The organism is Agrobacterium sp. FDAARGOS_525 (genome assembly GCF_003938925.1).
GTDB lineage: Bacteria > Pseudomonadota > Alphaproteobacteria > Rhizobiales > Rhizobiaceae > Agrobacterium > Agrobacterium pusense.
In genome coordinates this window covers 1,474,304-1,498,434 of sequence record NZ_RKIU01000004.1, presented here as the reverse complement: position 1 = coordinate 1,498,434, position 24,131 = coordinate 1,474,304, and the positions used below count along the sequence as shown (strand labels likewise).

The 24,131-nt window shown below is 57.9% G+C and carries 22 protein-coding genes, 1 tRNA gene and 1 pseudogene; 13 read left to right on the top strand and 11 right to left on the bottom strand.

All coding sequences use genetic code 11. The features are described from left to right. The first annotated feature begins 135 nt into the window (after positions 1-135). Positions 136-540, top strand: coding sequence for a hypothetical protein (locus tag EGT36_RS23355; protein WP_125271155.1), 405 nt, complete (start codon positions 136-138; stop codon positions 538-540). A gap of 968 nt (positions 541-1,508) precedes the next feature. Then, positions 1,509-1,808: a hypothetical protein gene (locus tag EGT36_RS23350; protein WP_004445697.1), complete on the top strand. Its 300-nt coding sequence runs from the start codon at positions 1,509-1,511 to the stop codon at positions 1,806-1,808. A 118-nt stretch (positions 1,809-1,926) separates the two neighbouring features. Here EGT36_RS23350 and pbpC read toward each other — a convergent pair whose 3' ends face one another. From pbpC to EGT36_RS23320, 6 genes are all read right to left on the bottom strand, one after another. Next, positions 1,927-4,005: a penicillin-binding protein 1C gene (pbpC, locus tag EGT36_RS23345; RefSeq protein WP_125271154.1), complete on the bottom strand. Its 2,079-nt coding sequence runs from the start codon at positions 4,003-4,005 to the stop codon at positions 1,927-1,929. Next, complete coding sequence (locus EGT36_RS23340) at positions 4,002-9,458, bottom strand: alpha-2-macroglobulin family protein (RefSeq protein WP_125271153.1); 5,457 nt, start codon at positions 9,456-9,458, stop codon at positions 4,002-4,004. The genes pbpC and EGT36_RS23340 overlap by 4 nt, the downstream gene beginning before the upstream one ends. 119 nt (positions 9,459-9,577) lie before the next feature. Then, entirely contained in the window at positions 9,578-9,766 is a 189-nt protein-coding gene (locus EGT36_RS23335; RefSeq protein ID WP_004445702.1) for a Trm112 family protein, read from the bottom strand. A gap of 10 nt (positions 9,767-9,776) precedes the next feature. After that, positions 9,777-10,448, bottom strand: coding sequence for an LON peptidase substrate-binding domain-containing protein (locus EGT36_RS23330; RefSeq protein ID WP_172965704.1), 672 nt, complete (start codon positions 10,446-10,448; stop codon positions 9,777-9,779). A 67-nt stretch (positions 10,449-10,515) separates the two neighbouring features. Further along, positions 10,516-11,484: a thioredoxin gene (gene trxA / locus EGT36_RS23325; RefSeq protein WP_022563036.1), complete on the bottom strand. Its 969-nt coding sequence runs from the start codon at positions 11,482-11,484 to the stop codon at positions 10,516-10,518. A gap of 53 nt (positions 11,485-11,537) precedes the next feature. Next, positions 11,538-12,047, bottom strand: a complete 510-nt coding sequence (locus EGT36_RS23320) for a prolyl-tRNA synthetase associated domain-containing protein (protein ID WP_004445709.1) — start codon at positions 12,045-12,047, stop codon at positions 11,538-11,540. A gap of 254 nt (positions 12,048-12,301) precedes the next feature. Between EGT36_RS23320 and EGT36_RS23315 the strand changes: the two genes are divergently transcribed. After that, positions 12,302-12,376, top strand: a tRNA-Gly gene (locus EGT36_RS23315). Positions 12,377-12,421: 45 nt separating this feature from the next. Here EGT36_RS23315 and EGT36_RS23310 read toward each other — a convergent pair. Continuing rightward, positions 12,422-13,612, bottom strand: a complete 1,191-nt coding sequence (locus EGT36_RS23310; protein ID WP_125271152.1) for an IS481 family transposase — start codon at positions 13,610-13,612, stop codon at positions 12,422-12,424. Positions 13,613-13,780: 168 nt separating this feature from the next. Between EGT36_RS23310 and EGT36_RS23305 the strand changes: the two genes are divergently transcribed. Beyond that, positions 13,781-14,608 (top strand): IS5 family transposase, encoded by an 828-nt coding sequence (locus EGT36_RS23305; protein WP_067489441.1) that lies wholly within the window; start codon positions 13,781-13,783, stop codon positions 14,606-14,608. Between the two features lie 436 nt (positions 14,609-15,044). Here the strand turns inward: EGT36_RS23305 and EGT36_RS30825 are convergent, their stop codons facing one another. Then, positions 15,045-15,377, bottom strand: a complete 333-nt coding sequence (locus EGT36_RS30825; protein WP_125271151.1) for a hypothetical protein — start codon at positions 15,375-15,377, stop codon at positions 15,045-15,047. A gap of 6 nt (positions 15,378-15,383) precedes the next feature. Here EGT36_RS30825 and EGT36_RS23295 point away from each other — a divergent pair, with 6 nt between their 5' ends. Further along, positions 15,384-15,827, top strand: coding sequence for a thermonuclease family protein (locus EGT36_RS23295; protein ID WP_353505583.1), 444 nt, complete (start codon positions 15,384-15,386; stop codon positions 15,825-15,827). Positions 15,828-15,973: 146 nt separating this feature from the next. Here the strand turns inward: EGT36_RS23295 and EGT36_RS23290 are convergent, their stop codons facing one another. Then, positions 15,974-16,828, bottom strand: a complete 855-nt coding sequence (locus tag EGT36_RS23290) for a ParB N-terminal domain-containing protein (RefSeq protein ID WP_125271150.1) — start codon at positions 16,826-16,828, stop codon at positions 15,974-15,976. A 586-nt stretch (positions 16,829-17,414) separates the two neighbouring features. Here EGT36_RS23290 and EGT36_RS23285 point away from each other — a divergent pair. The 4 genes from EGT36_RS23285 (at position 17,415) to EGT36_RS23270 (ending at position 19,375) form a co-directional block, all read left to right on the top strand. Then, positions 17,415-17,702 carry a hypothetical protein gene (locus EGT36_RS23285; RefSeq protein WP_502697447.1) on the top strand — a complete coding sequence of 96 codons (288 nt, stop codon included), beginning with the start codon at positions 17,415-17,417 and terminating at the stop codon, positions 17,700-17,702. Between the two features lie 94 nt (positions 17,703-17,796). After that, entirely contained in the window at positions 17,797-18,063 is a 267-nt protein-coding gene (locus EGT36_RS23280; protein ID WP_125271148.1) for a hypothetical protein, read from the top strand. Between the two features lie 98 nt (positions 18,064-18,161). Beyond that, positions 18,162-18,884, top strand: a complete 723-nt coding sequence (locus tag EGT36_RS23275; RefSeq protein WP_125271147.1) for a hypothetical protein — start codon at positions 18,162-18,164, stop codon at positions 18,882-18,884. After that, a complete protein-coding gene (locus EGT36_RS23270) occupies positions 18,881-19,375 on the top strand; it encodes a type II toxin-antitoxin system VapC family toxin (protein ID WP_125271146.1) in 495 nt (164 codons plus the stop codon). Before EGT36_RS23275 ends, EGT36_RS23270 begins: the two co-directional genes overlap by 4 nt. A 163-nt stretch (positions 19,376-19,538) precedes the next feature. Here the strand turns inward: EGT36_RS23270 and EGT36_RS23265 are convergent, their stop codons facing one another. Then, entirely contained in the window at positions 19,539-19,742 is a 204-nt protein-coding gene (locus EGT36_RS23265) for a hypothetical protein (RefSeq protein ID WP_125271145.1), read from the bottom strand. 104 nt (positions 19,743-19,846) lie between these two features. On the opposite strand from EGT36_RS23265, the pseudogene EGT36_RS23260 reads away from it, so the two are divergent. From EGT36_RS23260 to tnpC, 4 genes and pseudogenes are all read left to right on the top strand, one after another. Continuing rightward, positions 19,847-20,500 (top strand): annotated as a pseudogene (locus tag EGT36_RS23260) (flagellar hook-basal body complex protein); the annotation flags it as partial. A gap of 81 nt (positions 20,501-20,581) precedes the next feature. Further along, a complete protein-coding gene (tnpA, locus tag EGT36_RS30355) occupies positions 20,582-20,968 on the top strand; it encodes an IS66-like element accessory protein TnpA (protein WP_286083554.1) in 387 nt (128 codons plus the stop codon). Next, positions 20,965-21,318, top strand: a complete 354-nt coding sequence (tnpB, locus tag EGT36_RS30350; protein ID WP_133308182.1) for an IS66 family insertion sequence element accessory protein TnpB — start codon at positions 20,965-20,967, stop codon at positions 21,316-21,318. Before tnpA ends, tnpB begins: the two co-directional genes overlap by 4 nt. 68 nt (positions 21,319-21,386) lie before the next feature. Next, entirely contained in the window at positions 21,387-22,946 is a 1,560-nt protein-coding gene (tnpC, locus tag EGT36_RS23250) for an IS66 family transposase (RefSeq protein WP_125270077.1), read from the top strand. Here the strand turns inward: tnpC and nhaA are convergent. Continuing rightward, positions 22,915-24,102, bottom strand: coding sequence for a Na+/H+ antiporter NhaA (gene nhaA, locus EGT36_RS23245; RefSeq protein WP_125270076.1), 1,188 nt, complete (start codon positions 24,100-24,102; stop codon positions 22,915-22,917). The genes tnpC and nhaA overlap by 32 nt on opposite strands. Positions 24,103-24,131 lie beyond the last annotated feature (29 nt).

Here is a 24,131-nt window from a genome sequence, read left to right as displayed (position 1 = left end):
CGAACAAAAAGCCTCCGATGAAACCGGAGGCTGTTGTAACCCCATTGCAAATGGGGGTCCCGTTTGGACGCCGATCACCCCATGTGCGGGGTCCTTATTCCATGCCTAATCACAGGCAGAAAAAAGGAAGGCAAAATGTACTCGCCTCAACAGGTGCTGGAAAAGGCGATAAATGAGCTAGAGGCCAGCATTGCGAACGAACGCAAACATCTGGAAGCCTATATCCAACAAAAGACGACGGAGCTTGCTGCAACCCAAAAAGTCGTTGAACGCCTACGGGACGAATTGGCCAATATCGCGCCGGCAGCCAACTCGAAGGTCGATCTGCGGAAACACTCCAAATCCTTTTGGATTCGAGAACATGCTGTTGAATTGCTGCGTGCTTCTGGTGGCCGGCTGAATCGAATAGAGCTTATTGCTGTCCTTGCGGATCGTGCAGCTGGATCGAGTGACCCCGAGCAACTGATTAGGCGCGCGCTATCAAGGGATAGTCGGCTTGTTTCTCGAGGTGACAGCTATGAGCTAACCAAGGAGTCATAATTCACGCAACCGCCAACCCTCGCAGACATATAAAAATATCGAAACGAAGCTTCCCTAAATTCAAAACGAACAGTGGTGTGTCCGGCCACACCCAGAACTAACCTTGTCCGCCTTCTGGCCAACCAACAATAAATCATCTGCGTCTCCATAAAAAAATCGGGAAAATTCTGGGAAAATTGAATCCGCCCCTGGCGGATACTCTATTTGTTCGGCCACTCGTGCCTGTCCCTGTAAAGGCACGCTTCGCTCTAAAGGCCTTGACAGGGCCATTCACTCGTAGCGTTGGCTTGGGACCAGCAAGGCCAAGTATGGCCTAGCTGGCCCTACTACGACTGGCGTCCAGAAGAATCGTTCTAGCTAGCCGCTAAAATCGGTAAGGTAAGGTAAACATAGCCCCACTTAAAGATGAGCACAGGATTCCTAAGACAAATTGGGGGTTGCGCCCGGAAACGACGCAATCGATCTGCTCAAAGTCGGGGAAAGCTTCGCTGGTCTTCCAGCATGCCAATCCCGAGCCAAGCTCCGGAGAAATCCGGTGAAGGTGTAGAGACTGGATGGGCAGCACCTAAAGGCCTCACGGCCCATGGTGAAGGGACAGTCCAGACCACGAACGCCCTTCCCGACAAGGCCGGGCGGCGGCGAAAGCCGAAGCGGTATGAATCCTGGGGTCGGAGGTTCGAATCCTCTCGTGGACACCATTTCCTGAAAATTATTTAAAATCAATGACATAATCGGACAGCGACCAGCAGACAGCTGGTCCGGGCGCGAGAAGTGGTGCGTATTCTTTGCCAGCCTGCCGCCTGCAATTGGCAAATATCAGATCGACCGACATAATAGCGTTTCCTCCTAGAACACAGAAAGTTCAAAGCTTCGTAAGGGAACGTTGAAAGCCCGCAATCGCTTCCTATTTCCTATCAGTGACGACGAGGCGCCTGTCGAAGTGGGTCGCGCGAGACGAGGGAGATTTGATGATCGACGAATATGGTCCATATGTGCAGATGTCCACACTTGGAGAACAGATGGCTGCCTGCTACCAGACGGATGCAAATCTCGCGCTGGAACCGCATCTGGCACATTACATGGACGAGGTGGAGGTGAATATAGCCGCCGACAGCTTCAACCATGTTGGCTTCCTGAACAGGATCAGCAGCCGGTTGCAGGTGACGCTGGCGGCAACGACCAATCAAAGACGCCGGGAGTTTCTGCAAGCGGTTGTGGCTTCGCTTCAGGAGCGGATCGACCGCCATTCGTTCGATGTGGCTCAATAGGATTGGACCGGTCATCTCCCCGCGGTTGACCGGCTTGCCGCACTTGGTTGACGAGACGGTCACAAGGCCTGTCTTACAGGAGCCCTCGGCGGCCGTTGTTGACTTGGACGCGCCGTCGTCATTCGACGAAAATCCGGACACTCGACGCACGGCCATCGGCGTCAATCACCGTGAGTGTGGAAAACCCCTGCCCTTCCGGGCGCCATTCACTGTTGCGACGGTGGGATGCATCCGGCAGAGGCAAACCGTTGGCGAGCCAGCGGAAGGGTGCACGCCCGCCCTGAAGCTTCAGCACCAGTGGCGAGATGCCCGACTGGCCGGAAAGCTCTACCCGCGCGCCCTCGGGCGGATAAACGATGCGCGGGGCGCTTTCACGTCTTGAAGCCGAAAGCAGGCCGTTTGCGGTCGTCGTGAAACGCCGCTGGTTTGCCGGAAGGTCGGCCACGCTCACGCGCGCGACGCCGGAGGGTGCTGCCGGCATTGGCGTGATGGCCACGCCCGATTTTTCAAAGGCCTCGAAGAGGAGGGGAGCCGCCGTCGCATAACCGGCAATACCTGGCACGGCGCCGTTATCGGCGCGGCCGACCCAGACGCCGACCACGTGCCGCCCGTCATACCCGATCGACCAGGCGTCGCGGTAACCGTAGCTGGTGCCGGTCTTGTAGGCGATGCCGCGCTGTTTCATGCCGAGTGGCGGCAGCACGCCGGACAGGATGTCCGAAACGTTCCAGATTGCGGCATCGGAAAACAATTGATCGCCTTCCTGTCGTTCCGGGGCGGAGCGGACGCCATCACCGAGGCGTACGGGACCCTCGCCACCTGTTAGCCCGGCATAAAGCTGGACAAGATCGACAAGCGAAATGCCGGCGCCTCCGAGAGCAATGGCGAGCCCGGGTGCTTCGTTGGCGGGCAACGCGAGTGTGACGCCAGACCGCCGGAACCGCACCATCAGCGCCGATGGGCTCACCGCGTCGAGCAATTTCACGGCGGGCACGTTGAGCGACAGTTGCAGCGCCTGCCTGATGCTGACATCGCCCTGATAATGCATGTCGAAATTGCGCGGCCGGTAACCGGAAAAATCAGCCGGGCGATCCTCGATGATGGTCTCCTGACCGATCAGGCCATCCTCAAAGGCGAGGCCATAAATGAATGGCTTGAGGGTCGATCCGGGCGAGCGCACCGCGCGGCTCATCTCCACGAAACCCCGCCGCGTCGTATCGAGATAATCCGCCGAGCCGACCTCCGCCAGAATATCCCCGCTCTCTGCATCGGCCATGACGATGGCGACGGATACCTTATCGCCGATTTTTCCTGCTGCATGGCGCGCCACGCCTTCCAGTTCCCGCTGGATCGACAGCTTCAGCGTCGAGCGTATTTCCGCAGCATTGGGGAATTTCGCACGCGCGGCAGCAGCCATGTGCGGTGCTAACGCCGGCAGGTCGCGCCGGCTGGTCGGAACGCCCGCAAGCGTCGCCCGTTCCGCTTCGCCCTCACCCACGACACGTTCGACGGCAAGCCTCTGCAAGACCCGTTCCCTTGCCTGTCTCGCCGCCTCGGGATACCTGTCCGGGCGACGCCTTTCTGGCAATTGCGGCAGGGCGACCAGAAGGGCCGCCTCGGCCGTGTCGAGCCTTCCCGGCTCCTTGCCGAACCAGGCGAGGCTGGCCGCGCGTATGCCTTCGAGATTGCCGCCATAGGGCGCGATATTCAGATAAAGATCGAGGATATCCGCCTTGCTGAGCCGCCGTTCGATTTGAATAGCCCGCAGGGCCTGAAGAAGCTTTGCCGAGAAGGAGCGATCGGCGCGTGGCTCGACCAGCCGCGCCACCTGCATGGAAAGCGTCGAGGCGCCGGATACGATCCGGCCGTTGCTCACCAGTTGCCACGCGGAACGCAGCAAGGCCCAGGGATCGATACCCTGATGGTCGTAAAAGCGTTGGTCCTCATAGGCGACCAGCATCCGCAGGAACTGCGGATCGACTTCGGCCGCCGTGGTGTCGAGCCGCCAGCGGCCATCCGCTGTTGCAAAGGCACGCAGCAACTTGCCGTCTCGGTCCAACACCTCGAAGGATCGCTGCCGCGCTGTCTCGAGCGGCGGCGGGTAGGCCTTGTCCACCGCATCCAGACCGAAGGCCGCACCGCCGATAAGCAATGCGGCCATAACGAAGCCGACGATGACAGCTTTTTTCCGCCTCATGGGGTCGCCGAACGCACCTCCATGCGGCCGGTTGCGGTGCGGGCGGCAAATTGCGGCCGGTACATATCCTCAACAGACGCCGCCGGATGATCATAAGTACCGGGAGTGACCGCGCGGACGACATAGGCCAGCGCAATTTCCGAACTGTCCCCTGCCGAGCGATCGAAGGCCGCCACAAAACGGTCGTAGCGGAATTCGGTATGCGCCGCCTCCGTTTCCGGCAACCAGTCGAAATTCGACAGTTCGGCCGAATTGACGAGGCTCGGATTGTCGATCTCGAAACCGGAAGGCAGTAGATCCGTCACCAGAATGCGCGACTGCCAGCTATTTTGCGGCACCACGTTCAGAACCACGACATAACGTTCGTTCTGTGTGACGTCGCTCGGGTTCACCTCCTCGCCATCCATGGAATAATAGGTGCGGGTGATGGTGAAGCCTTCGCCGCCGGCAGCGAGCGGCTGAGCCGGCGGGGCCACCGTAGTGACAACGGCCGTGACCGGATCAGCCGAGGCATTGGCGATCTTCAGCGGTGCGGCCAGCAACTCGTCGCCGCTCATCCACTTCCCGAAACCGCCGGTCTGCAGATCACCGTTCACATCGAGACGGATATCCTTGTCCTCGCCTTTCACGGCCCGGGCGGCCAGCAGCATCCATGCCTGCTCCTGTGTGCTGGTATAGGGCTTCTTTTCCCATTCCCTTGCCACGGCACCGGCAAGCTGCGGCACGACGGCCGGAACCGGACGGCTTTCCGCCGCCAGCGCCAGCGCCGCCGCACCGTCGCGAAGGGCGGAGCCATAATCGGCGCGGGCGAAGCTGACATTGGTGGCGCGGCTGGCCATGTCGAGCGAAGCACCGAACACGGTCTTCGAACGGGCCTGGTCGCCGTAAAGCGAAAGGGCTGCGGCAACCTGCGCCTTGGCAAGCGGCGTCGGGAAATCGGCAAGCGCAGTATCGGCGTAATAACGCAGATCGTTGATCGCCGCCTTGCGGTTGCGCGCCAGCACATAAAGCGAATAGGCGATCTCGTTGCCGCGATCCTTGACATTGCTGTCATAGGACAGGCCGTTCTGCAGGTTGTTCAACGCCTGCACCATGGCCGCTTCGGGGACATCATACTTCTGCTCGCGCGCGCGGGTCAGGAAGTCGGTAATATAGGCATCGAGCCACAGATCGCCGTACCCCGGCGACCAGAGGCCGAAGCTGCCGGAACTCGACTGGAAGGACAGCACGCGGTAGACCGCTTCCTGAACCCTCTTACGGGTGTCGGGATCTTCAGCCATGCCGCTGTCCTTCGTCAGTTCCGAGACGTAAAGCAGCGGCAGCGCGCGGCTCGTCGTCTGTTCGGCGCAGCCATAAGGATATTTGTCCAGCATCATCACCAGCGCCGGGATATCGAAAGCGGGCGAGCGCGTGACATTAACGGCGACGGACGAGCCGAGGAGCATACTGTCGGCCAGAAGATCGCCATTGATCGTCAGGCTGCTGTTCGGCGCAATCTTGATTTCGCGCCGCGTCGTGACTGGAAGAACGGCCGGGCGCACCGGAATGTTCAGAACCTGCTCAAGCGAGACACCTGCCGCATTGGAGACCTTGATTGTGATCGCGCCATTGCCGGGCTGTTCGCCCGTCAGCGGAACGGTCAAAGACGACTTGCCGCCCTTTTGCAGCGCAAGTGTCTGCGACACTTCACCCTGATCGACCGTCAGAGCCGTATTGCTGGTCACATCCAGCCGGTAGTCGCCGGCGTCGCCATCCGTATTTGCGATATCGAGCCGCAATTGCGAGATATCGCCGGGGGCGAGGAATTTCGGCGCGCTGGCCGTTACCACGACGGGATCGCGAATGATGGCATCGGAAACCGCATGTCCCACGCCGGTCTTCGTCCAGGCAACCGCCATGATGCGGGCCGTCCCGTTGAACTGCGGAATATCGAAGCTCACCGTCGCCTTGCCGTTAGCGTCAAGTTCGACCGGACCGGCAAAGAAGGCCACAAGCTTTTCCGTGGGCGGGCTGCCCTGAAGGGCCGCCCCGCCGCCATCACCGCCGGTGCGCAGCCGGCCGGTGGCGCCAAGCGAGCCGTCAATCAGGCGGCCATAGAGGTCGCGGATTTCCAGTCCCAGCCGGCGCTGGCCGAAATACCATTCATCCGGCTTCGGCGGCTCATAGCGGGTGAGGTTCAAGATGCCGACATCGACCGCCGCAACGATGGCGTAGGCCTTTTCGCCCACACCAGCCCCCGCAACCGTGATTGGAATTTCGAGCGGCTGGCGCGGCAGCGTCTTCTGCGGCGCGCCGAGTGTGACGGCAAGCTTGCGCTCGGCCGGATCGACGGCAAGCCACTTGATGCCAATGGCGCGCATGGGCATACGGCTTTCCTGCGCGTCGCCGGGGCGGAACAGCGTCGCCGTCACATAAGCGCCGGCGCCCCATTCCTCGGTGACCGGAATGTCGATCTCGCCGCCCTCTTCGCCGATCTCGGCATTCTGTACCGCAATCAGCTTTTCCGAACCGGACGTTATCATCAATTCACCGGCGAAACGTGAGGAGACCTTGAGTTTGGCCGTATCGCCGATCTTGTAGCTCTGTTTGTCCAGCGCGATTTCCAGCGCATCCGGCGTTTCCGTCGAGCTTGCCTCGACATAGAAACCGGCATCGAATTCGACACTGGAAACCGGTGCGCCATTACCCGCACCCTCCACTTCCAGCCGGTAGCGACCCCAGGTGACCGGCACGGAAATTTCGCCGCCATTGGCGTCGACCGAAAGCGTGCCGGTTTCCTGCTGCTTGGTGTATTCCACGGGCTCATAACGCCAGGAATTACCCTGACGATACCATTGATAGTTACGCTCTACCTTGATGAGCTTCCAGGTCAGGCCATTCATCGCCTGTTTGGCACCATCGGCACTGACACCGATGATATGGAAACGTCCAACGGAGTTCTGGGCGAGATCGCCGGAAAACTGCGGCTTGATGCCAATGACGGATGCTTCCGCCTTGATGGGCAGCGCCAGCGAGCGTTCCACGGCGCGGCCGCCGGCTTCGCGCATGCGCACGGTGATGTTGGCGGAGAGAAGCTGCGTTGTGGATGGCAGATCGGTGAGATCAACGTTGAAGCTCGCTTTGCCCTCTTCATCCAGGACCGGCAGATCGGCAAGCGTCGTGCGGTTTTCCTCTTCGCTTTCCTCATCGGCCAGGCCGAAGAAATAACCTTCGAAATCTGCGCTGGTGCGCGTCGGCTTGATCGCGACCTCCCCTTCCAGCGTCAGGCCGGCAGCGGGCGCGCCATAAAGATAACGGCCATCGACGTCGATTGCCGTTTCTGCGCCCGGATCGATCTGTTTTGCCTTGCTCGAGAGGTCAAACTCGGTGCGGTCAGGCACAAAATCATCGACAAGGAAGCTCTTTTCGCTGATCGCAGCCGTTTTTGGGTCGGTATGGATGCGCAATGTCCAGGTGCCGCGCATGGCATTTGCCTGCAACGGCAGATCGACCGCATGACCGCCGAGCGCCTTGCCGTCGCTGACAAAGCGCCGGTCTTCCACCCCGTCAGGGCGTGAGAAAATGAAAGTGAGCGGCAGGTCCTCGATTGCCTTGCCGTCAACGTCACGGGCCAGGGCTGCGGCATGCACGGTCTCGCCGGCACGGTAGATGCCACGTTCGGTCCAGCTGAACACGTCGATAGCACCGGGTGCTGCACGTCCCGTCACGCCGCGATCCGAAAGATCGAAGCCTGCACGGGTCATATCGAGGAACACGTAATCCTTATCGCCGTTGCGCGCCGTCAGGATGGCAGGCGCCTGAGCCGCCGTGCCGCGCATCAGGCCGGCAGAGAACACCGCGCGTCCGTCCGCATCGGTTTTCGCGGTGCCCAGCACCTCGTTGTTCTTGGCCAGGAGCTGCAGATCCACGTCCGCAAGCGGTTTGGCGCTGCCGAGTGCGCGGACAAATACATTCAAACCGTCCGTTCCGGCATAGGTGGTGATGCCGGTATCCGACACGAGGAACCATTGGGTGGCGCGCGAATCCCAGGTTTCCGGCGCCGTGCCCGGCGGCACTGCAGTCAGCACGTAGATGCCCGGCTTGCGCTCCGGCAAGGCCTCATCCACTGGAAAACTCGTCACAACATCCTTGTTGAGATCGGGCTGGATATCAATCGAGCCCTGCCAGACAAGCTCGCCGATTTCGTTTTCGATACGGTCGGCATTGTAACCGTCCATCTGCGTCAGAAACTGCGAATTTGCGAGCAGCGCGGTGATATTGCGGTCACCGACGCGATAAAGCTTCAGGTCGGCCTTGTCGGCATTCACAGAGACAATCGGAATGCCACGGCGCGCACTGCCCGGCAGCACGAAATTCTCGCCGGTGAAGCGCACGCTGGCCGTGCGGTCACGCACGTAAATATCGAGATTGACCTGTTTTTCCAGCGGCTCTTCCACGGAAGACGGCAGGCCGGCGCGCAGTGCGATCTTGTAGCGCTGGCCATGGGTCAGGCCTTCGACGCAAATTTCGCTGCCCTTCGCCTCGATGGCCTTGGGAGCTGCCCCATCCAGCGTGATGAAGGAAGAATAATCGACGCCATTCTTCACCAGCGGTTCGGAAAACTGCACGCAGGCGCGCGGGCTTACGCTGTCCGTATCCACCGTATTGTTGATGACGCGAAAACCCTGGCGCGTGCGCAGGTCGGCATAGGCCGCCTTTGTCTGTGCATCATCGGTAAGCGCAAGGCTTTCCTTATAGGCATTGAGGGCTGCGCGATAATTCTGAGTTCTTTCAAATGCCTTCGCCAGCCGGTTCAGGGCTTCTGTGCGGGGGCTGACTGTTCGGCTCAGCTGATAGGCATTGATGGCGGCAGACGCCGCCTGCCCTGCGATCGAATAATTATCGGTGACCTGCGCCGCCTTTTCGGAAAGCTCCGCCCAGAGCGCGCCGTCGTCTGGCGTGATCGCGAGGGCCTGCTTATAGGTCGTAACCGCATCGGGAATATTGCCCGCGGCCGCCTGCTGCCGCGCCGTCTGTACGAGGGCTTCCACGCCTTGCCCGCCCTCACCGTCATTCGCCGCAAGGCCGGATTTCATTCGGCGCGCTTCCTGCTGCAGGCTGTCAGTGACGAAGGACAGGCGCTGCGGCGCGCCGATATCGGCTTCCGTCGCCACTTCGACAATCTTGCCCGCAACCGCACCGGGGAAGGCGTTCAGCTGATTGAAATCAGATTTGAGGAAGCACCATTTCACCTTTGGATTGTAGGTAAAGGCCTTGCAGGATGTGTCCCCGGCGCAAATCTCGCCACATTGCTCCAGCGAGACGTTTTGCTCCGTCCTGAGATCGAAGCCGAAATAATCGCCATTTTGGGTGGTCACGACCTTGCGGGAGGGTTCCGCCGCCATGGCTGGCGCAAAAATCATGGCGGCCGAGACCGCAACCAGCGAAATCCGGACGAGCGCGCGCAATGACATCAGTTCTCTCCCCGCAACAGACATGTCGGGCGGGACTCTGGTCAAATCCACGCATGGTTGTCAACGCATCTTCGTCAATTCGCGCCATGACAATCTGTGGAGAGTAAAAGAAGCTGCGATTAGTCCTCTATTTTACGCGCTTCCGAGATGAGCATGATCGGCACACCGTCACGAATTGGATAAGCAAGCCGCGCATTTTCGGAGATGAGTTCATTGCGGGCACGGTCATAGGAAAGGCGGCCCTTCGTCAAAGGGCAGACAAGCAATTCGAGAAGCTTCGGATCGACGTTGTTCATCCTGTCGTCCATGGCGGCGATCCTACTGCAGCACGTTGCCGCCCTCACCCGATCCCTGGGCAAGAACGATCTCGGTGATGGCGATCAATGTTTCGGCCCGCGTCTTGAGATCGGGCGCTTCCAGCAGCGCCTGTTTTTCGGCGGGTCCAAAGGGAGACATCATGGAAAGCGAATTGACCAGAACACGGTTGCCGGCCCTTTCCACACTCTCCCAATCCGCTTCCAGCTGGTTGGCATCCAGAAACGAGCGGAACACCCGCAGCAGGTTTTCACGGTCCACGGCCTCCTCATCGTATTCGCCGGAGAGATCGGCGATGAAGGGCGCGTGACGGAAACTGCGATAGGGCTTGCCGGCCTCCACCTCCTCCAGCAGACGGAAACGGCACACACCGGTGAGCGAGATGATGTAACGGCCATCGCCGGTTTCGGAAAAGGAGGTGATGCGGCCAAGGCACACAACCGCACTCAACGGCCCGCCCTCCAGGCCCGATTCAATGACATGAAGGGCTGGCTGCACCATGCCGATGAGACGGTGACCCGCCAACGCCGTGTCGATCATGGCAAGATATCTTGGCTCGAAGATATTGAGTGGAAGATGGCCTTCCGGCAACAGAAGAGCACCGGGAAGGGGAAAAACCGGCACGGTTTCCGGCAGGTCGTCGCTCTTCACATATCTTGCATTTCCGACATGCATGGGAATCAAGCCCCCTGTTCACTGCTGCCGGCCGGCGGATCAACCGCCTGGCCGGGATATGCCCGCATTAAGAAAACAGTATCGACGAAAGCTTCCGGCGGCCCGCGACGGTCGCCGGATCCTTAAAGCCCCAGGCCTCGAAAAATTCGAGAAGCTGGCGGCGCGCGCCGTCGTCGTCGAAGGTCCGATCCTTACGCATGACGTAGAGCAGATGATCCGCCGCCTCGTCGCGCCGGCCCTGCGCATTCAGCACCTTTGCAAGCTTAACCCGTGCCTCGTGTCGATCCGGGTCGGCTGCCAGTTCGCTTTCCAGCGCCACGGGATCGCCGATCTTGCGGGCTTCCTCATATTGGGCGATCTTTTTCGAAACGAGCTGAATGCCCGCATCCTCATTGAGTTCCGCCGGCAGTGACGACAGCAATTCACTGGCCCGCTCATATTGTCCGGCGGCGATCATGCATTCGGCAATGCCGGCAATCGCTGCGGGGTTTTCCGGATCCGCCTGCATGACGGCGCCAAAGAGCTGTGCCGCGCCGTTAAAATCGCCATCGGCCAGAAGCTGTTTCGCTTCGGTCAGAACGGCCTCGATCTCCGCCTTGGGGTCGCCTGCATCAGGGCCGGCAATCTTTTCGATGAACTGCTTGATCTGGCTTTCCGGCACCGCGCCCATGAAGCCGTCGACCGGCCGGCCATCCGCAAAAGCGACGATTGCCGGAATGGACTGGATGCCGAGCTGGCCGGGAATGGACGGGTGGTCGTCAATGTTCAGCTTCACGAGCTTCACGCGGCCATTCGCTTCGTTGACGACTTTCTCGAGCACGGGCGTCAGCTGTTTGCACGGGCCGCACCAGGGCGCCCAGAAATCCACGAGAACTGGCTGACGACGTGACTCTTCCAGAACGTCCTTGGAGAAACCAGCCGTCGTTGTGTCCTTGATGTGTCCGGAGGACGCACCATTCAGCTCGCCACTATAGTGCGCGCTTGCGGACATCTGCCCGCCGTAGGAACCGCCGTAAGGATTATTCGTGTCGCTCATGCCGGTCTCCCGTAACCTCTGTCATATGTCTTGATTGAAGCAAAGATCGTATCTCACTCGCTGACTTTCAAGACAAGCGGCGTATGTCCGGTCGCCTCGAGAAAGCGAATGAGATCCGCGGATGCGATTGTCGTCGTCTGGTCGTTGGAGAGCGGGTGGCCATTGACAAGTTCGTTTTCCAGCAGCGCGCTATCCAACACAAAGGTGACCTGCCGGTCCGTGTCGTTGATTGCGCCGAACACCGTGACCGAACCCGGCACCACACCCAGATATTCGAGCATTTTTTCCGGCCGGCCGAAGGACACGCGGCTTGCAGCACCGATGATCTTATGGACGCTTTTCAGATCCACCACCGCGTTTTCTTCCACGGTCAGAACGAAGTACTGGTCCTTCTTGTCCTTTACAAAGAGGTTCTTTGTGTGGCCGCCGGGGATCAGGTCGCGCAATGACTGCGATTCCGCGACGGTAAAGACAGGCTCGTGCTGTTTCGTGGTGTGCGAAATTCCAAGCCCATCGAGAAATTCGAACAGCTCCGCTGCCGTCTTGCGAGAATTCTCCGCCATATGCTGCCACCTGCCTCTGCCGATTCCATTGTCGTTGCGTCATGATTAAGGGGGCAGCCGCCTATTGGCAACGCGGGAAAAATCGGCTGCAGGAAAAATTATCAATCTTTTCCGCCGCTTGTCGCATTTCTCAAAGAAATTTTCGCGTTTTTGTCATTTCCCTGTTGCATTCCAAAATCGATTGAGCGATATAGCGCCCGTCGCCGCTTCGGCGGCCCACGGTTCAGCATACTACCCCGGACCGGTGGATTTGAGCGGGTGTAGCTCAGGGGTAGAGCACAACCTTGCCAAGGTTGGGGTCGAGGGTTCAAATCCCTTCGCCCGCTCCAGTTTCTCAATGTGTCCGAACCGAAGACATAGGTAACAGTTTGTACCTAAGACATAGGTGACAATCTCGTGCCGAACGGATTGTCGATGGTTTGCAGTGTTCTCTGTTCCAGATCGATATATCCTAGATCATAATGCATGAAGCTGACGAGCCAAATGCCGTCTTCCACCTCCTTTAGTCCCAGTTTCTGTCTGGCCAGGACGGTCGATATGTTGATCTTCTTGCGATAGAGGCAGGCACGTCCACAATTGGTGACGATGATGTCACGATCATGGAAGGGATACTCGATCTCCGGCAGGCCAAGGTATGGGCGCAAAGAGGCATTGTAGAGATCAGCAGGCACTTTCATACCGATCGCCTCATGGGGCCTCTCACCATTGAATTCGCTGACGAATGCATCGAAGCGTACCTGTTGCTGGAGAAGGCTACGTTCGGGCGGTCTCGTTGCTTCCTTCTTCAATGTCAGATGCATACGCTCATGCAGGCCGTTCTGCTGGGGATGGCCCGGTTTGATGCGCTCGATCGCGATCCCAAGCCTCAACCAGAAGACCGACAGCTTCGACAGATTGTAGAGCCCGTTTGGTGAGGCAAAAGGCAGCCCGTTGTCCGAGCGGATCGCCTGAGGCAGACCATGCTCGACAAACAGGCGGCGGAAGGCTTCGATCACGGCTTGCTCGCGTGTCGATTCGAAGGCTTCGCAAGCCAATAGATAGCGTGATGCCTGATCGGTTACGGTCAATGGGTAACAATAACGACCGTCCCCAAGTTTGAACTCGCCTTTGAAGTCGGCGCACCACAGATCGTTGGCATTGACGGCCTCAGACAGCGTGGTGCCCATGGCCTTGCTTGCCCGGTTCCTCTTGCGGGCCTGGCGCACAAGGCCATGGCGGTCAAGCACCGCGTGCACGGTGCTGCTCGCCGGAATGCGGACATCTCCGGCGAGCTTCTTCACCAGCAACTCGCGGATCTTGCGCGCACCCCAATGCGGCTTCTCCTTTTTGAGACGCACGATCATGGCCTCAACGGGATCGGGAAGTTGGTTGGCGTAGCGAACCGGACGCCGGGATCTGTCTGTCAGAGCTTCAAGCCCGTCGTCTTTGTAGCGATTGAATATCTTGTAGCCGGTCTTGCGCGATATGCCGAAATCCCGGCACACCTCGCTCATTCCTTCGCCCTCCAATAGGCGGGCGACAAAGCGCAGACGTTCCTCCATAACCGAAGTCTCTCTCCACGGCATCAACACCTCCCGCAAAGCGAAAAGTGTTACCCATGTCTCCGGTACAAAACGTCACCTATCTCTCGGAGCCTGATCCGAAATTAAGTTGAGTGGTGTCAGCGGGTTAGCTTGACGCCATCCCAAGTCGCTGATTCACGGGGTTTTGCAACAAACTTCCGGAGTTCGACGATGTGGACCGACACCACTCGGGCGCAGTATGCCCGTGCACAGCTGACTTTGCCAAGCGATTTGACTGACGCGGAATGGGCCGTGCTGGAGCCGTTTCTTCCGCAGCCTTCACAGGTTGGGCGTCCGCGGAAGTGGCCGCTGCGGCGCATCGTCGAGGCGATCCTGTATCTGCTGCGCGGAGGGCTGCCTTGGCGGATGTTGCCGCCCTGCTTTCCTCCGGTCTCGACGGTACGACGCTGGTTCTACCTGTGGCGCGACAATGGTCTGTGGCTTTCGCTCAATCATGCTCTGCTTCTGATCGGCCGGGAAGCGGCAGGGCGCGAAGCGTCGCCCAGTGCAGGAGTGATCGACAGCCAGAGTGTCAAAACCACCGAGAGCGGCGGGCCTCGGGGCTACGATGCGGGCAAGAAAATCAAGGGGCGCAAGCGCCACATCCTGACCGACACAGACGGCAACCTGGTTCATGCTGTGATCCACACCGCCGACATCCAGGATCGCGACGGGGCACCGTTCGTCCTCGCCGAAATAATCCGCCGCTTCCCGTGGCTGCGGCACGTCTTCGCCGATGGTGGGTATGCCGGTGACAAGCTCCGGGAGGCACTGCGCAAGATCGGAAAGAGCAAATGGACCATCGAAATCATCAAGCGGTCCGACGCCGCGAAAGGCTTCGAGGTGCTGCCGCGCCGCTGGGTGGTGGAACGAACCTTCGCATGGCTCAGCCGCAACCGACGTCTCGCCAAGGACTTCGAACAAACCATCGCCTCAGCAACCGCCTGGCTGTTCATCGCATCAATCCAGCTCTTCACACGCCGTATCGCAAGAGCATGAAATTACACGAGATAGTTTTGAATCAGACTCTCAGGTCGGACACAAGTCACGACCTTTCGGGTGTTTATTTTTTTCGCAGCGGCGGTTTTCGTTTCGGCGTCATCGGCTTCATATTGTCTGTGTGCGAGCGGTACAAAAATTGTCCCCCGGGCGGAACCTATATCGAGGATGGCCGTTTGAACGCTGAGGCTCCTAACCTCAGTTCCCTCTGATTGCCCGCTGCCAGCGGGCATTTTTTTTACCCTCTTTAAAGTCGCCTCCTGCGCCCGCCCCTTTAAGACTACGGGTGAGAGCCCCGTCTTACGCCGCTGAATGGCAGAACAACCCTGTCAGCAGCAACAATATGACGCCTTGATCTTGCCATATTTCATTCAGTGTGCTTTTGTGCAGCCGCCCTTGTGGGAGGGGGTAGAGGTTGAGGCCCGCTGGCTGCATTTCAGCAGTAAGCGGGTTTCCCTTTTTTTGGGCGAGATTCGCCGGCGAAGGCGCTTGATCCATTGCTATTTTCCACCGAGACAAGCAACGAACTCCCGCGCTGCACGGTGAGGTATGGTTTTTTCGTATGAAGAAAAGTGGTAGCGGGAGACCGTTCTGGTTTCGACAGCCGACAGGACGAAGACGAGCTTATTTCGCTTGGCGTCTGGCGGATTAAGATGCTGAAATCAATGAAAAAATACGTCGACCAAATCAAAGAGGATTTGGAACGGACTAAAAACAAATCAACAACCGAGAATGCTGCAAACGAGAAGAACTCCGGGTCAGCAGCCATATGAGAATGAAACATCCCCTCAGACCTGAAGCGATAGCCTTCGCCCTAATTGTGAGTTCCGCTCCGGCACTGCCTTATTCTGGTGAAGGTGTAGCATGCGCATCGCTTGTGGTGATCGACGGCGACACCATCAACTGCGACGGCCAAAACATGCGCCTGCTCGGGGGCGGGGTGCCGTTCAAGTCTGGCGTGGATGCTCCCGAAATGGGAAGCCGTGCCAAATGCGAGTTTGAGCGGGATCTGGCGATGAAGACGAAAGCCAGGCTGAAAGAACTGCTGCTGGCCGGCGTGCCTCGCATTGAGGACAGCGGCGCGAGGGACCGGACGCAAAGCCGCCGGCCGCTCGTGAACATATACCTCCCCGACGGCCGGGAAGCTGGGCAGGTTCTTATGTCGGAAGGATTAGCGCGAGAATGGCGCCCAGAGCACCGCATTGATTGGTGCAATTGATCTGCATCTCCTTTACGGAGACTAAGAACTTCGGGGAAAGCCACAAGCTCACAGGAACCCGCTGTCAATACTATGCTGCCGGCGGGTATAGTTGTAGCGAGCGAAGCATCGCCGCGATGGGATCCTGCGAGTTCTATGACTGCTCGTCAGGCAGCTTTAGCGATCGACTGGCGACGCTTCTTGCATTTCCTGAACCACGTGACGGCTAGAGCTTTCCAAAACTGGATTTTGTGAGTCACGGCCAACAGCTTCGCTTCCTCCTCAGCTGTCGTCAACAAATCAACAATTGCTTCGGTAAGGTCGTCGCCAGTGATTTTTTCGCAGTATTCCGGGTCCGTGAGAAGCAGTTCAACCGCTTTTATCTGCGGCGCGGTTAAGGGACCACGATCGGCGTTCGCCAAGACCTCCAGTATCTCCCGCGAGAGGGCCGCACCACGCCTCCCGATCATCGCCGCGATTTGCTTGATCGCTATTGTTTGACGAGAACCAGTTCCTGTGTAAGCATTTGTTGTCTTGAGAATTTTGACGTTTGCGCGAGCGCAGACCAACTCGATGGTTTGGGCATCCTCGTCGCCAGACGCGATAGCTGCTTGATGGAGTTGGAGGTTTGTCACGCCAAGGCGATCGGTGTTTTGTCCGATAAAGGCCTTGGCTTGTTCCACCGTGCTTTCAGCCTCGACAATCATGACCGGGATTGCGTCCAGGTTCGGATTAGAGGCGGCGGCGATCGCCGTGTGCTGTCCATCAAGCACTTTCAGAATGGTTTTACCGTCCCATTCGGCGTAAGCGCAAATCGGCGGCTTATACTTCGTCCACTCAAAGTTCTCGATTATACGACGTATTTGCCGCATTCCTTTTTCGCTTACGTTTCTTTGGTAGGTGGGATCGACGTACAGATCGGATGGGCGGACCAATTCGAAAATCGGCATACCCGTCGCCGGCACGTTTGCCGTAAGACCGGCGATACTCACGGGTGAAATAACTCTTACATTATCCTGCATCGTGGCTCCTTCTCGCAAAATCGCGATACAGCTATTGTAGGCGACGACGAGAACACGGTTCCAACCGAGCTTGAGCTGACCATTTACACTCGATTAACATCCACAACGGTGTGCTCAGGTTCGGGGCAAACGGTGGATAACTATGCCCGCCGAACCACTTGGCCGGGCGTGCAAACTCTCATAAGGGTGCGGATTTGCTGGATCCAGTATTTGATAAATGCTATCCGCCGCTTGCGCAGTTACAGTAGCGGAAGCCCAGATCAACCTGATGACAACACAACAAATCCCCGCGTAACTCGATCCCATCGCAAATACTAAAGGAGGCCCTACCTGAAGCCTTCCACTCGGCCGTACTCTTTTCCACTGCACGCCTTCCGCCCGCCATCAGGCGCAGAAATATTCATTACCGGTTGCCGGGAGTTATTGACTCTCCAGCCAGGTTGTAGTGAAGCTTGGCCTTGACGACGCATAAGTCGTCAGGGGAACTGGGGATTACATGAGATATACTCTACTGTTGCTGGCCTGCGGGCTGGCCGTTTCTTCGTGCGCGAAAAGACCAGACGCAATTGTCCCTGTGGACGTGCCAATGGCAGCTTACAGCAATCTGGATTGCCAGGCACTGGCTCGCGAGTACTTGAAAGAACAAGCATCGCTCTCTGCCGTTTCAAAGCAACAGCACGACGCCGCTACCGGCGATGCGGTTGGTGTTTTCCTCGTCGGCGTGCCGATGTCGAGCACGTTCGGCGGCGACAAGGAGGGCCAAGTCGCTGTTGCCAAAGGCAAGGTTAATGCGATCGAGGCAAACTTGAAGACGAAAGGATGCGGCGTCCCTGTGGCGAAAAATGCTACAGGTGCCAAGGAAGCATCCAAATGAACGACGTAGTGTCGAACATGACCACACTCGGCGCAGGCGAGCTGGAGCGAAAGAAACGAGACGAGGCTAACAAAGCTGTGAGCGGCTACCGGAAATGATGAGCCCGGCACGTCTCATCTGCGGACTTTTTGCGGTTGTGGCCATCGCTATTTTTATTGGCCTGCTGACGGTAGATCAGTGGTTTACCATCGGGGAGCGAGCACAAGGGGACTACCCAACACGGACGCCGGCAGAACAAGCCGAGGCTGAAGCTAGGGCAAGCGCAGCGGCCGAGGAAGCCAGCAAGGCCGCCGATGAGACACATAGAATCATAAATGGCAGCGATGCCGGAATGAAGCGGGACGAGGTGAAGAAGAAGTGAGAGTTGATTTCCCATACTGACGTTTGAATGGCATCATTTTGGCTTAATGAAGCGTTAGGCTTCCATGGAATAAATTAACTCGAACTGCGGAGGAAAGATTGAACCACTCGCTTGAATACTCTTTCCGCATTATCGGACCTAAGCCAGATACAATACCGATGGGCCGCCTCGCCGTATATATGGCCGAACTCGCGAAGCTAATGGGAGCTTCGGAGAGCGTGCATTTCAAGGAAATTCGTGACCAAAGTGTAAGCATCGTAGCGTTCGCTGAAGAGCAAAGTGTCGCGATTATTTCACCTCGGATACGAGAGGCGGCACAGAATGATAACGATGCGGAAGCTGCTGCCCCATGGCGCAAACTAAACGAATTTCTGGCCGAAGATGGTTGGACGGCAGAAATGCCCCTGCCCAAGGGAGGCGAGCTTATATCCTTTCCAGGGGCAACGAAAGCATCAAAGGTTATCCGAGTAGTCAACCAACACACATCAGTTCAAGGCCGGCTTATTCGCATTGAAGGAACAGGCGACAAGGTGAAGATTGGCTTGGAGATCGACGGGGATCTGAACGCTCGCATTTCGATAGATGCGGTGCATGCTATCTCACTGGCGAAGCTCTTTCACCAGCACGTCAGAGTAAGCGGAGATGGTAGGTGGCGGCGTGACACGTCCGGGAAATGGTTTCTGGACAACCTCTATGCGACTTCATTCGAAGTTCTTGATGAGGAGCCTCTGGTTGAAACATTGGGTAAACTTAGAAGCCTTCTCCCCCCGGAAGGCGGCAAAAATATTGTCCAAGCAGTTGATGAGCTTCGCCACGCATGATCGTCGTTGACACTGTTTTCCTTGTTCTGATGATTGACCCAGACAGCACCCAGGACAACGGGCGGGTTGAAAGAGTTAAACACTTTGTTCAGGGCCTCTCTAAAACAAACACGGTGGTAATGGTCCCTTCTCCATCCATCGCGGAGCTTGTTGCCGGTCGCGCAGAAAAGATTGAAGAGGTTGTAGAAACCCTGCGTCGGCTCAAAGGTTTCACTGTCCAATCGTTCGATGAAGTCATAGCGATCGAAACAGGTGAGCGAATAGCCTTCCATCAAGCAAATCTAACGCCACAGGACCGGGCGACGCATTGGAAAGTCACGATGAAGTACGACGCGATGATAGCCGCAACAGCTATCGTTCGAGGCGCAAGCGAACTTTATACGGATGACCCAAACTTGGGGAAGTATCTTGCTGGAAGTTCTGTATCTCTCCGCCTCATCGATGATCTCCCACTACCTCCAGAAGATCCTCAACAGAGATTAGATGTTTAAGCAAGTGACCCGCTCCGGCGGGTTTCTTTTTGCCCCGTTAATCCGGCTTTAACCATGATGGTTCAGCATGAGATTGCGCGGACCAGAAGACTGCGCCGAAATCTGTATTGCGTATCGTTGAAGGGACCCGCCGCTAATGGCGGGTTTCTTTTTGCTCGAATTCTTATTTATCGCCGTCCGGCACGATCAGCCAAAACAACTGCACCAGGTCATCCCAGAGCCGGCCTAGACCCTCGATCATCGCAGTGATTTCCAGATACGCGTAGATACCAGCGGCGATGAGCGAGATCAGTGCGCAGGCCAGCAGCCATGGCCAGATTCTGCGTCCCCGCTTTGGAGCTGATTGCGCTTCTTGCTCGATAGGCATCTACAACCCCCGTCTTCAGTAGCAGATCGCTCTTGCCGGTTAGTTCCACGCAAGCCTCGTTTTTTACTGCTCTTTCTAGTTGTTTATTTGCGGGGAGTCCTATCATGAGTTTGTTCGGCACGATGAAAACTGGCATCTCGGGCATGAACGCTCAAGCCAATCGCCTTGGAGCAGTCGGTGATAATATCGCCAATGCCGGCACAACCGGCTACAAACGTGCCTCCACAAGTTTCTCTTCCATGGTCTTTCCCTCCTCCCAAGGAAGCTATTCATCTGGCGGTGTTTCACCGAGTGTCAGGTACGCGATATCCGAACAAGGCGGACTTTCTTATACGACATCGAAAACGGATCTCTCCATTCAAGGAGCCGGTTTCTTCATCGTAGAGGATGCAGTCGGCACGCCATACCTAACGCGAGCAGGATCATTCACGCAGGACAGCGAAGGCTATCTAGTTAATGCGGCTGGATACAAAGTGCTCGGATATCCTTTTCAGGATGGAGCCGAACCCACAGTGGTAGTAAATGGATTCAATGGCCTGTCACCAGTCAAGTTCGACGGCGGCAGCCTAATGGTAACGCCCTCGACCAAGGGTGTACTGAACGTCAACCTTCCGGCTGACGCTGATCCGGTCGGCACCGGGGTAGCCGGTCTTCCTCCTTCGCAGAATACTTCAAACTCCGGGTACAGTTTTCAAACGGTCAACATAGATGAGACCGGGCGCAGTGACATCTATTTCACCAAGATCAACGAAAACAGTAACCGGTGTCCCGCTCCCACATTGTTCTGTCCGTCCTGATCTGTGATCCGCTTTCCATGGATGAGCAAAGGGAGTTTCTCCATGGAGAGTACGTTGGAGTTTCTCACGACCAGGAAGTCTGGGCGTGAGCCGCAGCGGCACTGGCCGGACGACGTCAAGGCGCAGATCGTTTCGGAAAGCCTTCGGCCCGGAGCGTTGGTGAATGAGGTGGCAGAGCGATATGGCCTGAAGCCGAACCACCTATCCACCTGGCGGACGATGGCACGGCAGGGCAAGCTGGTTTTGCCTGCACCCGAGGATGCGATGGAGTTCGCGGCGGTGATCGTCGATCCACCCGTTGCGGAGCCGTCCCTCAAGAAAGCCAGCCGTCCCGAGATCATCGTCGGCGCTGTCACGATCCGCTTGGAAGAAGGCGCGTCCGCCTCCCGGATCGCCGCTGTCGCACGTGCCTGTGCGGTTCCGGCATGATCTTTCCCTCGAACCGGGTTCGGATCATGGTGGCGACCAAGCCTGTCGATTTCCGCAAGGGTCACGATGGATTGGCGGCGCTGGTCAAGAACGAACTGCACAAGGACCCATTCACGGGGACGGTCTTCGTATTCCGGTCACGCAAGGCGGACCGATTGAAGCTGATTTACTGGGATGGCAGCGGTCTGGTGATGGCCTACAAGCGATTGGAGGAGCATACGTTTACCTGGCCAGACATCCGGGACGGCCTAATGACCTTGGGACATGCCCAGTTCGAAGCGCTGTTTGCCGGGCTCGACTGGCGTCGGGTTCGGTCCGTAGAGGCACGAGCGCCAACCGCAATCGAATAGGTGCGTCACGATGACTCGGTTCGCAAATTCCGGCGGCGTGATGCCGCCCAATTTGATAAGATTCCAGCATGTTGGATGCGGTCGATCTTCCAGACGATATTGCTGCCCTGAAGGCGATGCTGATTGCCTCCCAGCTTCGTGAAGTCCGCAAGGACGAGCGGATCGAACGGCTGGAGAAACTGGTCGCTGCTTTCAAACAAGCCGCCTTTGGCCGCAAATCCGAGAAGGTCGATCCTGAGCAATTCGATCTTGCACTGGAAGACCTAGAAACGGCCATTGCGGCGATCCATGCCGAAGACGAGGCCGACAGCGCTCCAGGTAAGCCGCACCCCAAAACTCGCGCCGCCAATCGTGGCTCTCTTCCCGCCCACCTTCCTCGTGTCGAGGAGATCATCGAGCCCGAAAGCTTGATCTGCAACTGTGGCGGCGGCCTGCATTGCATCGGGGAAGACGTGTCCGAGCGACTCGATATCATCCCGGCACAGTTCCGCGTCATCGTCACTCGTCGTCCCAAATATGCCTGCCGTGCCTGCACCGATGGCGTATCTCAAGCTCCAGCGTCTGCACGATTGATCCACGCCGGATTGCCGACCGAGGCGACTATCGCGCATGTGTTGGTGTCCAAATACGCCGATCACCTGCCGCTTTATCGGCAGGCACAGATCATGAGCCGCCAGGGTATCGATCTCGACCGTTCGACGCTCGCCGATTGGGTCGGGCGGGCGGCATTCGAACTCGGTCCGGTCTTTGATGCTCTGATCGCCGACCTGAAGCGCTCTACCAAGCTGTTCATGGACGAGACCCGTGCCCCGGTTCTCGATCCCGGCTCGCGCAAGACCAAGACCGGATACTTCTGGGCGCTGGCGCGGGATGATCGCCCATGGGGCGGCGGCGCTCCACCGGGCGTGGCCTTCACCTACGCTCCCGGTCGCGGGGGCATTCATGCCGAACGTATATTGCAGGGCTTCTCCGGCATCCTGCAGGTGGATGGCTATGCCGGATACAACAGACTGATCGCACCAGAGCGCGTTGGGCCGGACATTCGGCTGGCCTATTGCTGGGCCCACGCACGGCGCAAGCTGGTAGAGATCACGCGCAACGGATCAGCACCCATTGCCGAGGACGGCGTCAAACGGATCGGGGAGCTGTATCGCATTGAAGCCGAGCTACGACGCCGTGATCTAACGGCTCGTCTTGCTGGACGACAGGAACGCTCAGCGCGGGTCGTCGCCGACATGCAGGCCTGGCTTGACCATCACCGTAGCCGTGTCGCGACCAAGTCCCCGCTTGGCGAGGCCTTGGCCTACATCAACAAATACTGGGATGGTTTGAAGCTCTTCCTGACAGACGGCCGCATCGAGATCGACAACAATACGGTTGAGCGGACCATCAGACCAATTGCGTTGAACCGGAAGAACGCTCTCTTCGCGGGACACGATGCGGGAGCGGAGAACTGGGCGACAATCGCCTCACTCATCGAAACCTGCAAGCTCAATGCTGTCGAGCCGTTCGCCTACATGAGCACCACCCTGACCGCCATCGCCAACGGCCACAAGCAGAGTCAGATCGATGACCTGCTACCGTGGAGCGCCCGATTTAAGTCTCGGATCGACGGCCAAATGCGGTGAGCAAAACCGCACCAATCAAGCCCGATGTCAGTGAACCCAGCAGAATGCCGATTTTCACGTGATCCTGGACGTTCGGATCGTTGAATGCCAGCAGTCCGATAAACAGAGACATGGTGAAGCCGATACCGCACAAGAGTGCCACCCCGGCCATCTGTCCCCAGCTCGCTTGTGCAGGAAGTTCGGCAAGTTTGAGGTTTACAAGAACTGCAACCGTGCCAAGAACGCCGACCAGTTTTCCGAGCAGCAGCCCGGCGGCGACACCCATGGTCAGCGGCTCGGTGACAATCGACATCGAAACCCCGGCAAATGAGACACCAGCATTGGCAAAGCCGAAGATCGGCACGATGGCAAACGCCACCGGCTTGTGAAGATGGTGCTCCAGCTTATGCAAAGGAGATTCTGCATGAGTGGCTTCCGGAGTGCCCGGCGTGAGTTTCAACGGAATCGTAAGCGCCAGTACGACACCCGCCAGCGTAGCATGGACGCCGGATGAGAACACCAGAACCCATAGCACTGCACCCAGCACCAGGTAGGGCCACAGTGCCTTTACGCCCATCCGGTTAAAGATGATGAGGTTGCCGACGACAATAGCCGCGCCGGAAAGTGCCAGCAGGTTGAGGTCGGCGGTATAGAACAGCGCAATTACGATGACTGCCCCAAGATCATCGATGATTGCCAACGCGGCCAGAAAGATTTTCAGCGATGCCGGGACACGTTTCCCGAACAGCGACAGCACGCCGAGCGCAAAAGCGATATCGGTCGCCGTCGGAATGGCCCATCCCCTGAGCGCGGACGCATCGTTCCAGTTAAAGTAAATGTAGAACAGCGCCGGAAACACCATCCCTCCGGCGGCGGCGGCTCCCGGCAGGATGCGTCTGCTCCAGGTCGATAGCTGACCGTCCAGCATCTCTCGCTTTATTTCCAGTCCCACCAGCAAGAAGAAGACAGCCATCAGTGCGTCATTGATCCAGTGCTGGATGCTGAGCGGCCCGATATAGACATGAAGGATATTGAAATACGCATCCGCCATCGGCGAATTCGCTGTCGCGATTGCCATTGCGGCAACGAACATCAGGATGACACCGCCTGATGCCTCGTTATCGAGAAAGTGGCGGAGAGTGGATTGAATGCGGCCCTTGGACATCGTCGAAGACATGGGTTCGCGCTCCTTGTGAGAGGTTGATC

Bases quoted from the DNA above. Each gene is read 5' to 3' on its own strand.
- EGT36_RS23355 (WP_125271155.1), top strand. From the start codon at position 136: ATGTACTCGCCTCAACAGGTGCTGGAAAAGGCGATAAATGAGCTAGAG.
- EGT36_RS23350 (WP_004445697.1), top strand. From the start codon at position 1,509: ATGATCGACGAATATGGTCCATATGTGCAGATGTCCACACTTGGAGAA.
- pbpC (WP_125271154.1), bottom strand. From the start codon at position 4,005: ATGAGGCGGAAAAAAGCTGTCATCGTCGGCTTCGTTATGGCCGCATTG.
- EGT36_RS23340 (WP_125271153.1), bottom strand. From the start codon at position 9,458: ATGTCATTGCGCGCGCTCGTCCGGATTTCGCTGGTTGCGGTCTCGGCC.
- EGT36_RS23335 (WP_004445702.1), bottom strand. From the start codon at position 9,766: ATGGACGACAGGATGAACAACGTCGATCCGAAGCTTCTCGAATTGCTT.
- EGT36_RS23330 (WP_172965704.1), bottom strand. From the start codon at position 10,448: ATGCATGTCGGAAATGCAAGATATGTGAAGAGCGACGACCTGCCGGAA.
- trxA (WP_022563036.1), bottom strand. From the start codon at position 11,484: ATGAGCGACACGAATAATCCTTACGGCGGTTCCTACGGCGGGCAGATG.
- EGT36_RS23320 (WP_004445709.1), bottom strand. From the start codon at position 12,047: ATGGCGGAGAATTCTCGCAAGACGGCAGCGGAGCTGTTCGAATTTCTC.
- EGT36_RS23310 (WP_125271152.1), bottom strand. From the start codon at position 13,612: ATGCCGTGGAGAGAGACTTCGGTTATGGAGGAACGTCTGCGCTTTGTC.
- EGT36_RS23305 (WP_067489441.1), top strand. From the start codon at position 13,781: ATGTGGACCGACACCACTCGGGCGCAGTATGCCCGTGCACAGCTGACT.
- EGT36_RS30825 (WP_125271151.1), bottom strand. From the start codon at position 15,377: ATGGCTGCTGACCCGGAGTTCTTCTCGTTTGCAGCATTCTCGGTTGTT.
- EGT36_RS23295 (WP_353505583.1), top strand. From the start codon at position 15,384: ATGAAACATCCCCTCAGACCTGAAGCGATAGCCTTCGCCCTAATTGTG.
- EGT36_RS23290 (WP_125271150.1), bottom strand. From the start codon at position 16,828: ATGCAGGATAATGTAAGAGTTATTTCACCCGTGAGTATCGCCGGTCTT.
- EGT36_RS23285 (WP_502697447.1), top strand. From the start codon at position 17,415: ATGGCAGCTTACAGCAATCTGGATTGCCAGGCACTGGCTCGCGAGTAC.
- EGT36_RS23280 (WP_125271148.1), top strand. From the start codon at position 17,797: ATGATGAGCCCGGCACGTCTCATCTGCGGACTTTTTGCGGTTGTGGCC.
- EGT36_RS23270 (WP_125271146.1), top strand. From the start codon at position 18,881: ATGATCGTCGTTGACACTGTTTTCCTTGTTCTGATGATTGACCCAGAC.
- EGT36_RS23265 (WP_125271145.1), bottom strand. From the start codon at position 19,742: ATGCCTATCGAGCAAGAAGCGCAATCAGCTCCAAAGCGGGGACGCAGA.
- tnpA (WP_286083554.1), top strand. From the start codon at position 20,582: ATGGAGAGTACGTTGGAGTTTCTCACGACCAGGAAGTCTGGGCGTGAG.
- tnpB (WP_133308182.1), top strand. From the start codon at position 20,965: ATGATCTTTCCCTCGAACCGGGTTCGGATCATGGTGGCGACCAAGCCT.
- tnpC (WP_125270077.1), top strand. From the start codon at position 21,387: ATGTTGGATGCGGTCGATCTTCCAGACGATATTGCTGCCCTGAAGGCG.
- nhaA (WP_125270076.1), bottom strand. From the start codon at position 24,102: ATGTCTTCGACGATGTCCAAGGGCCGCATTCAATCCACTCTCCGCCAC.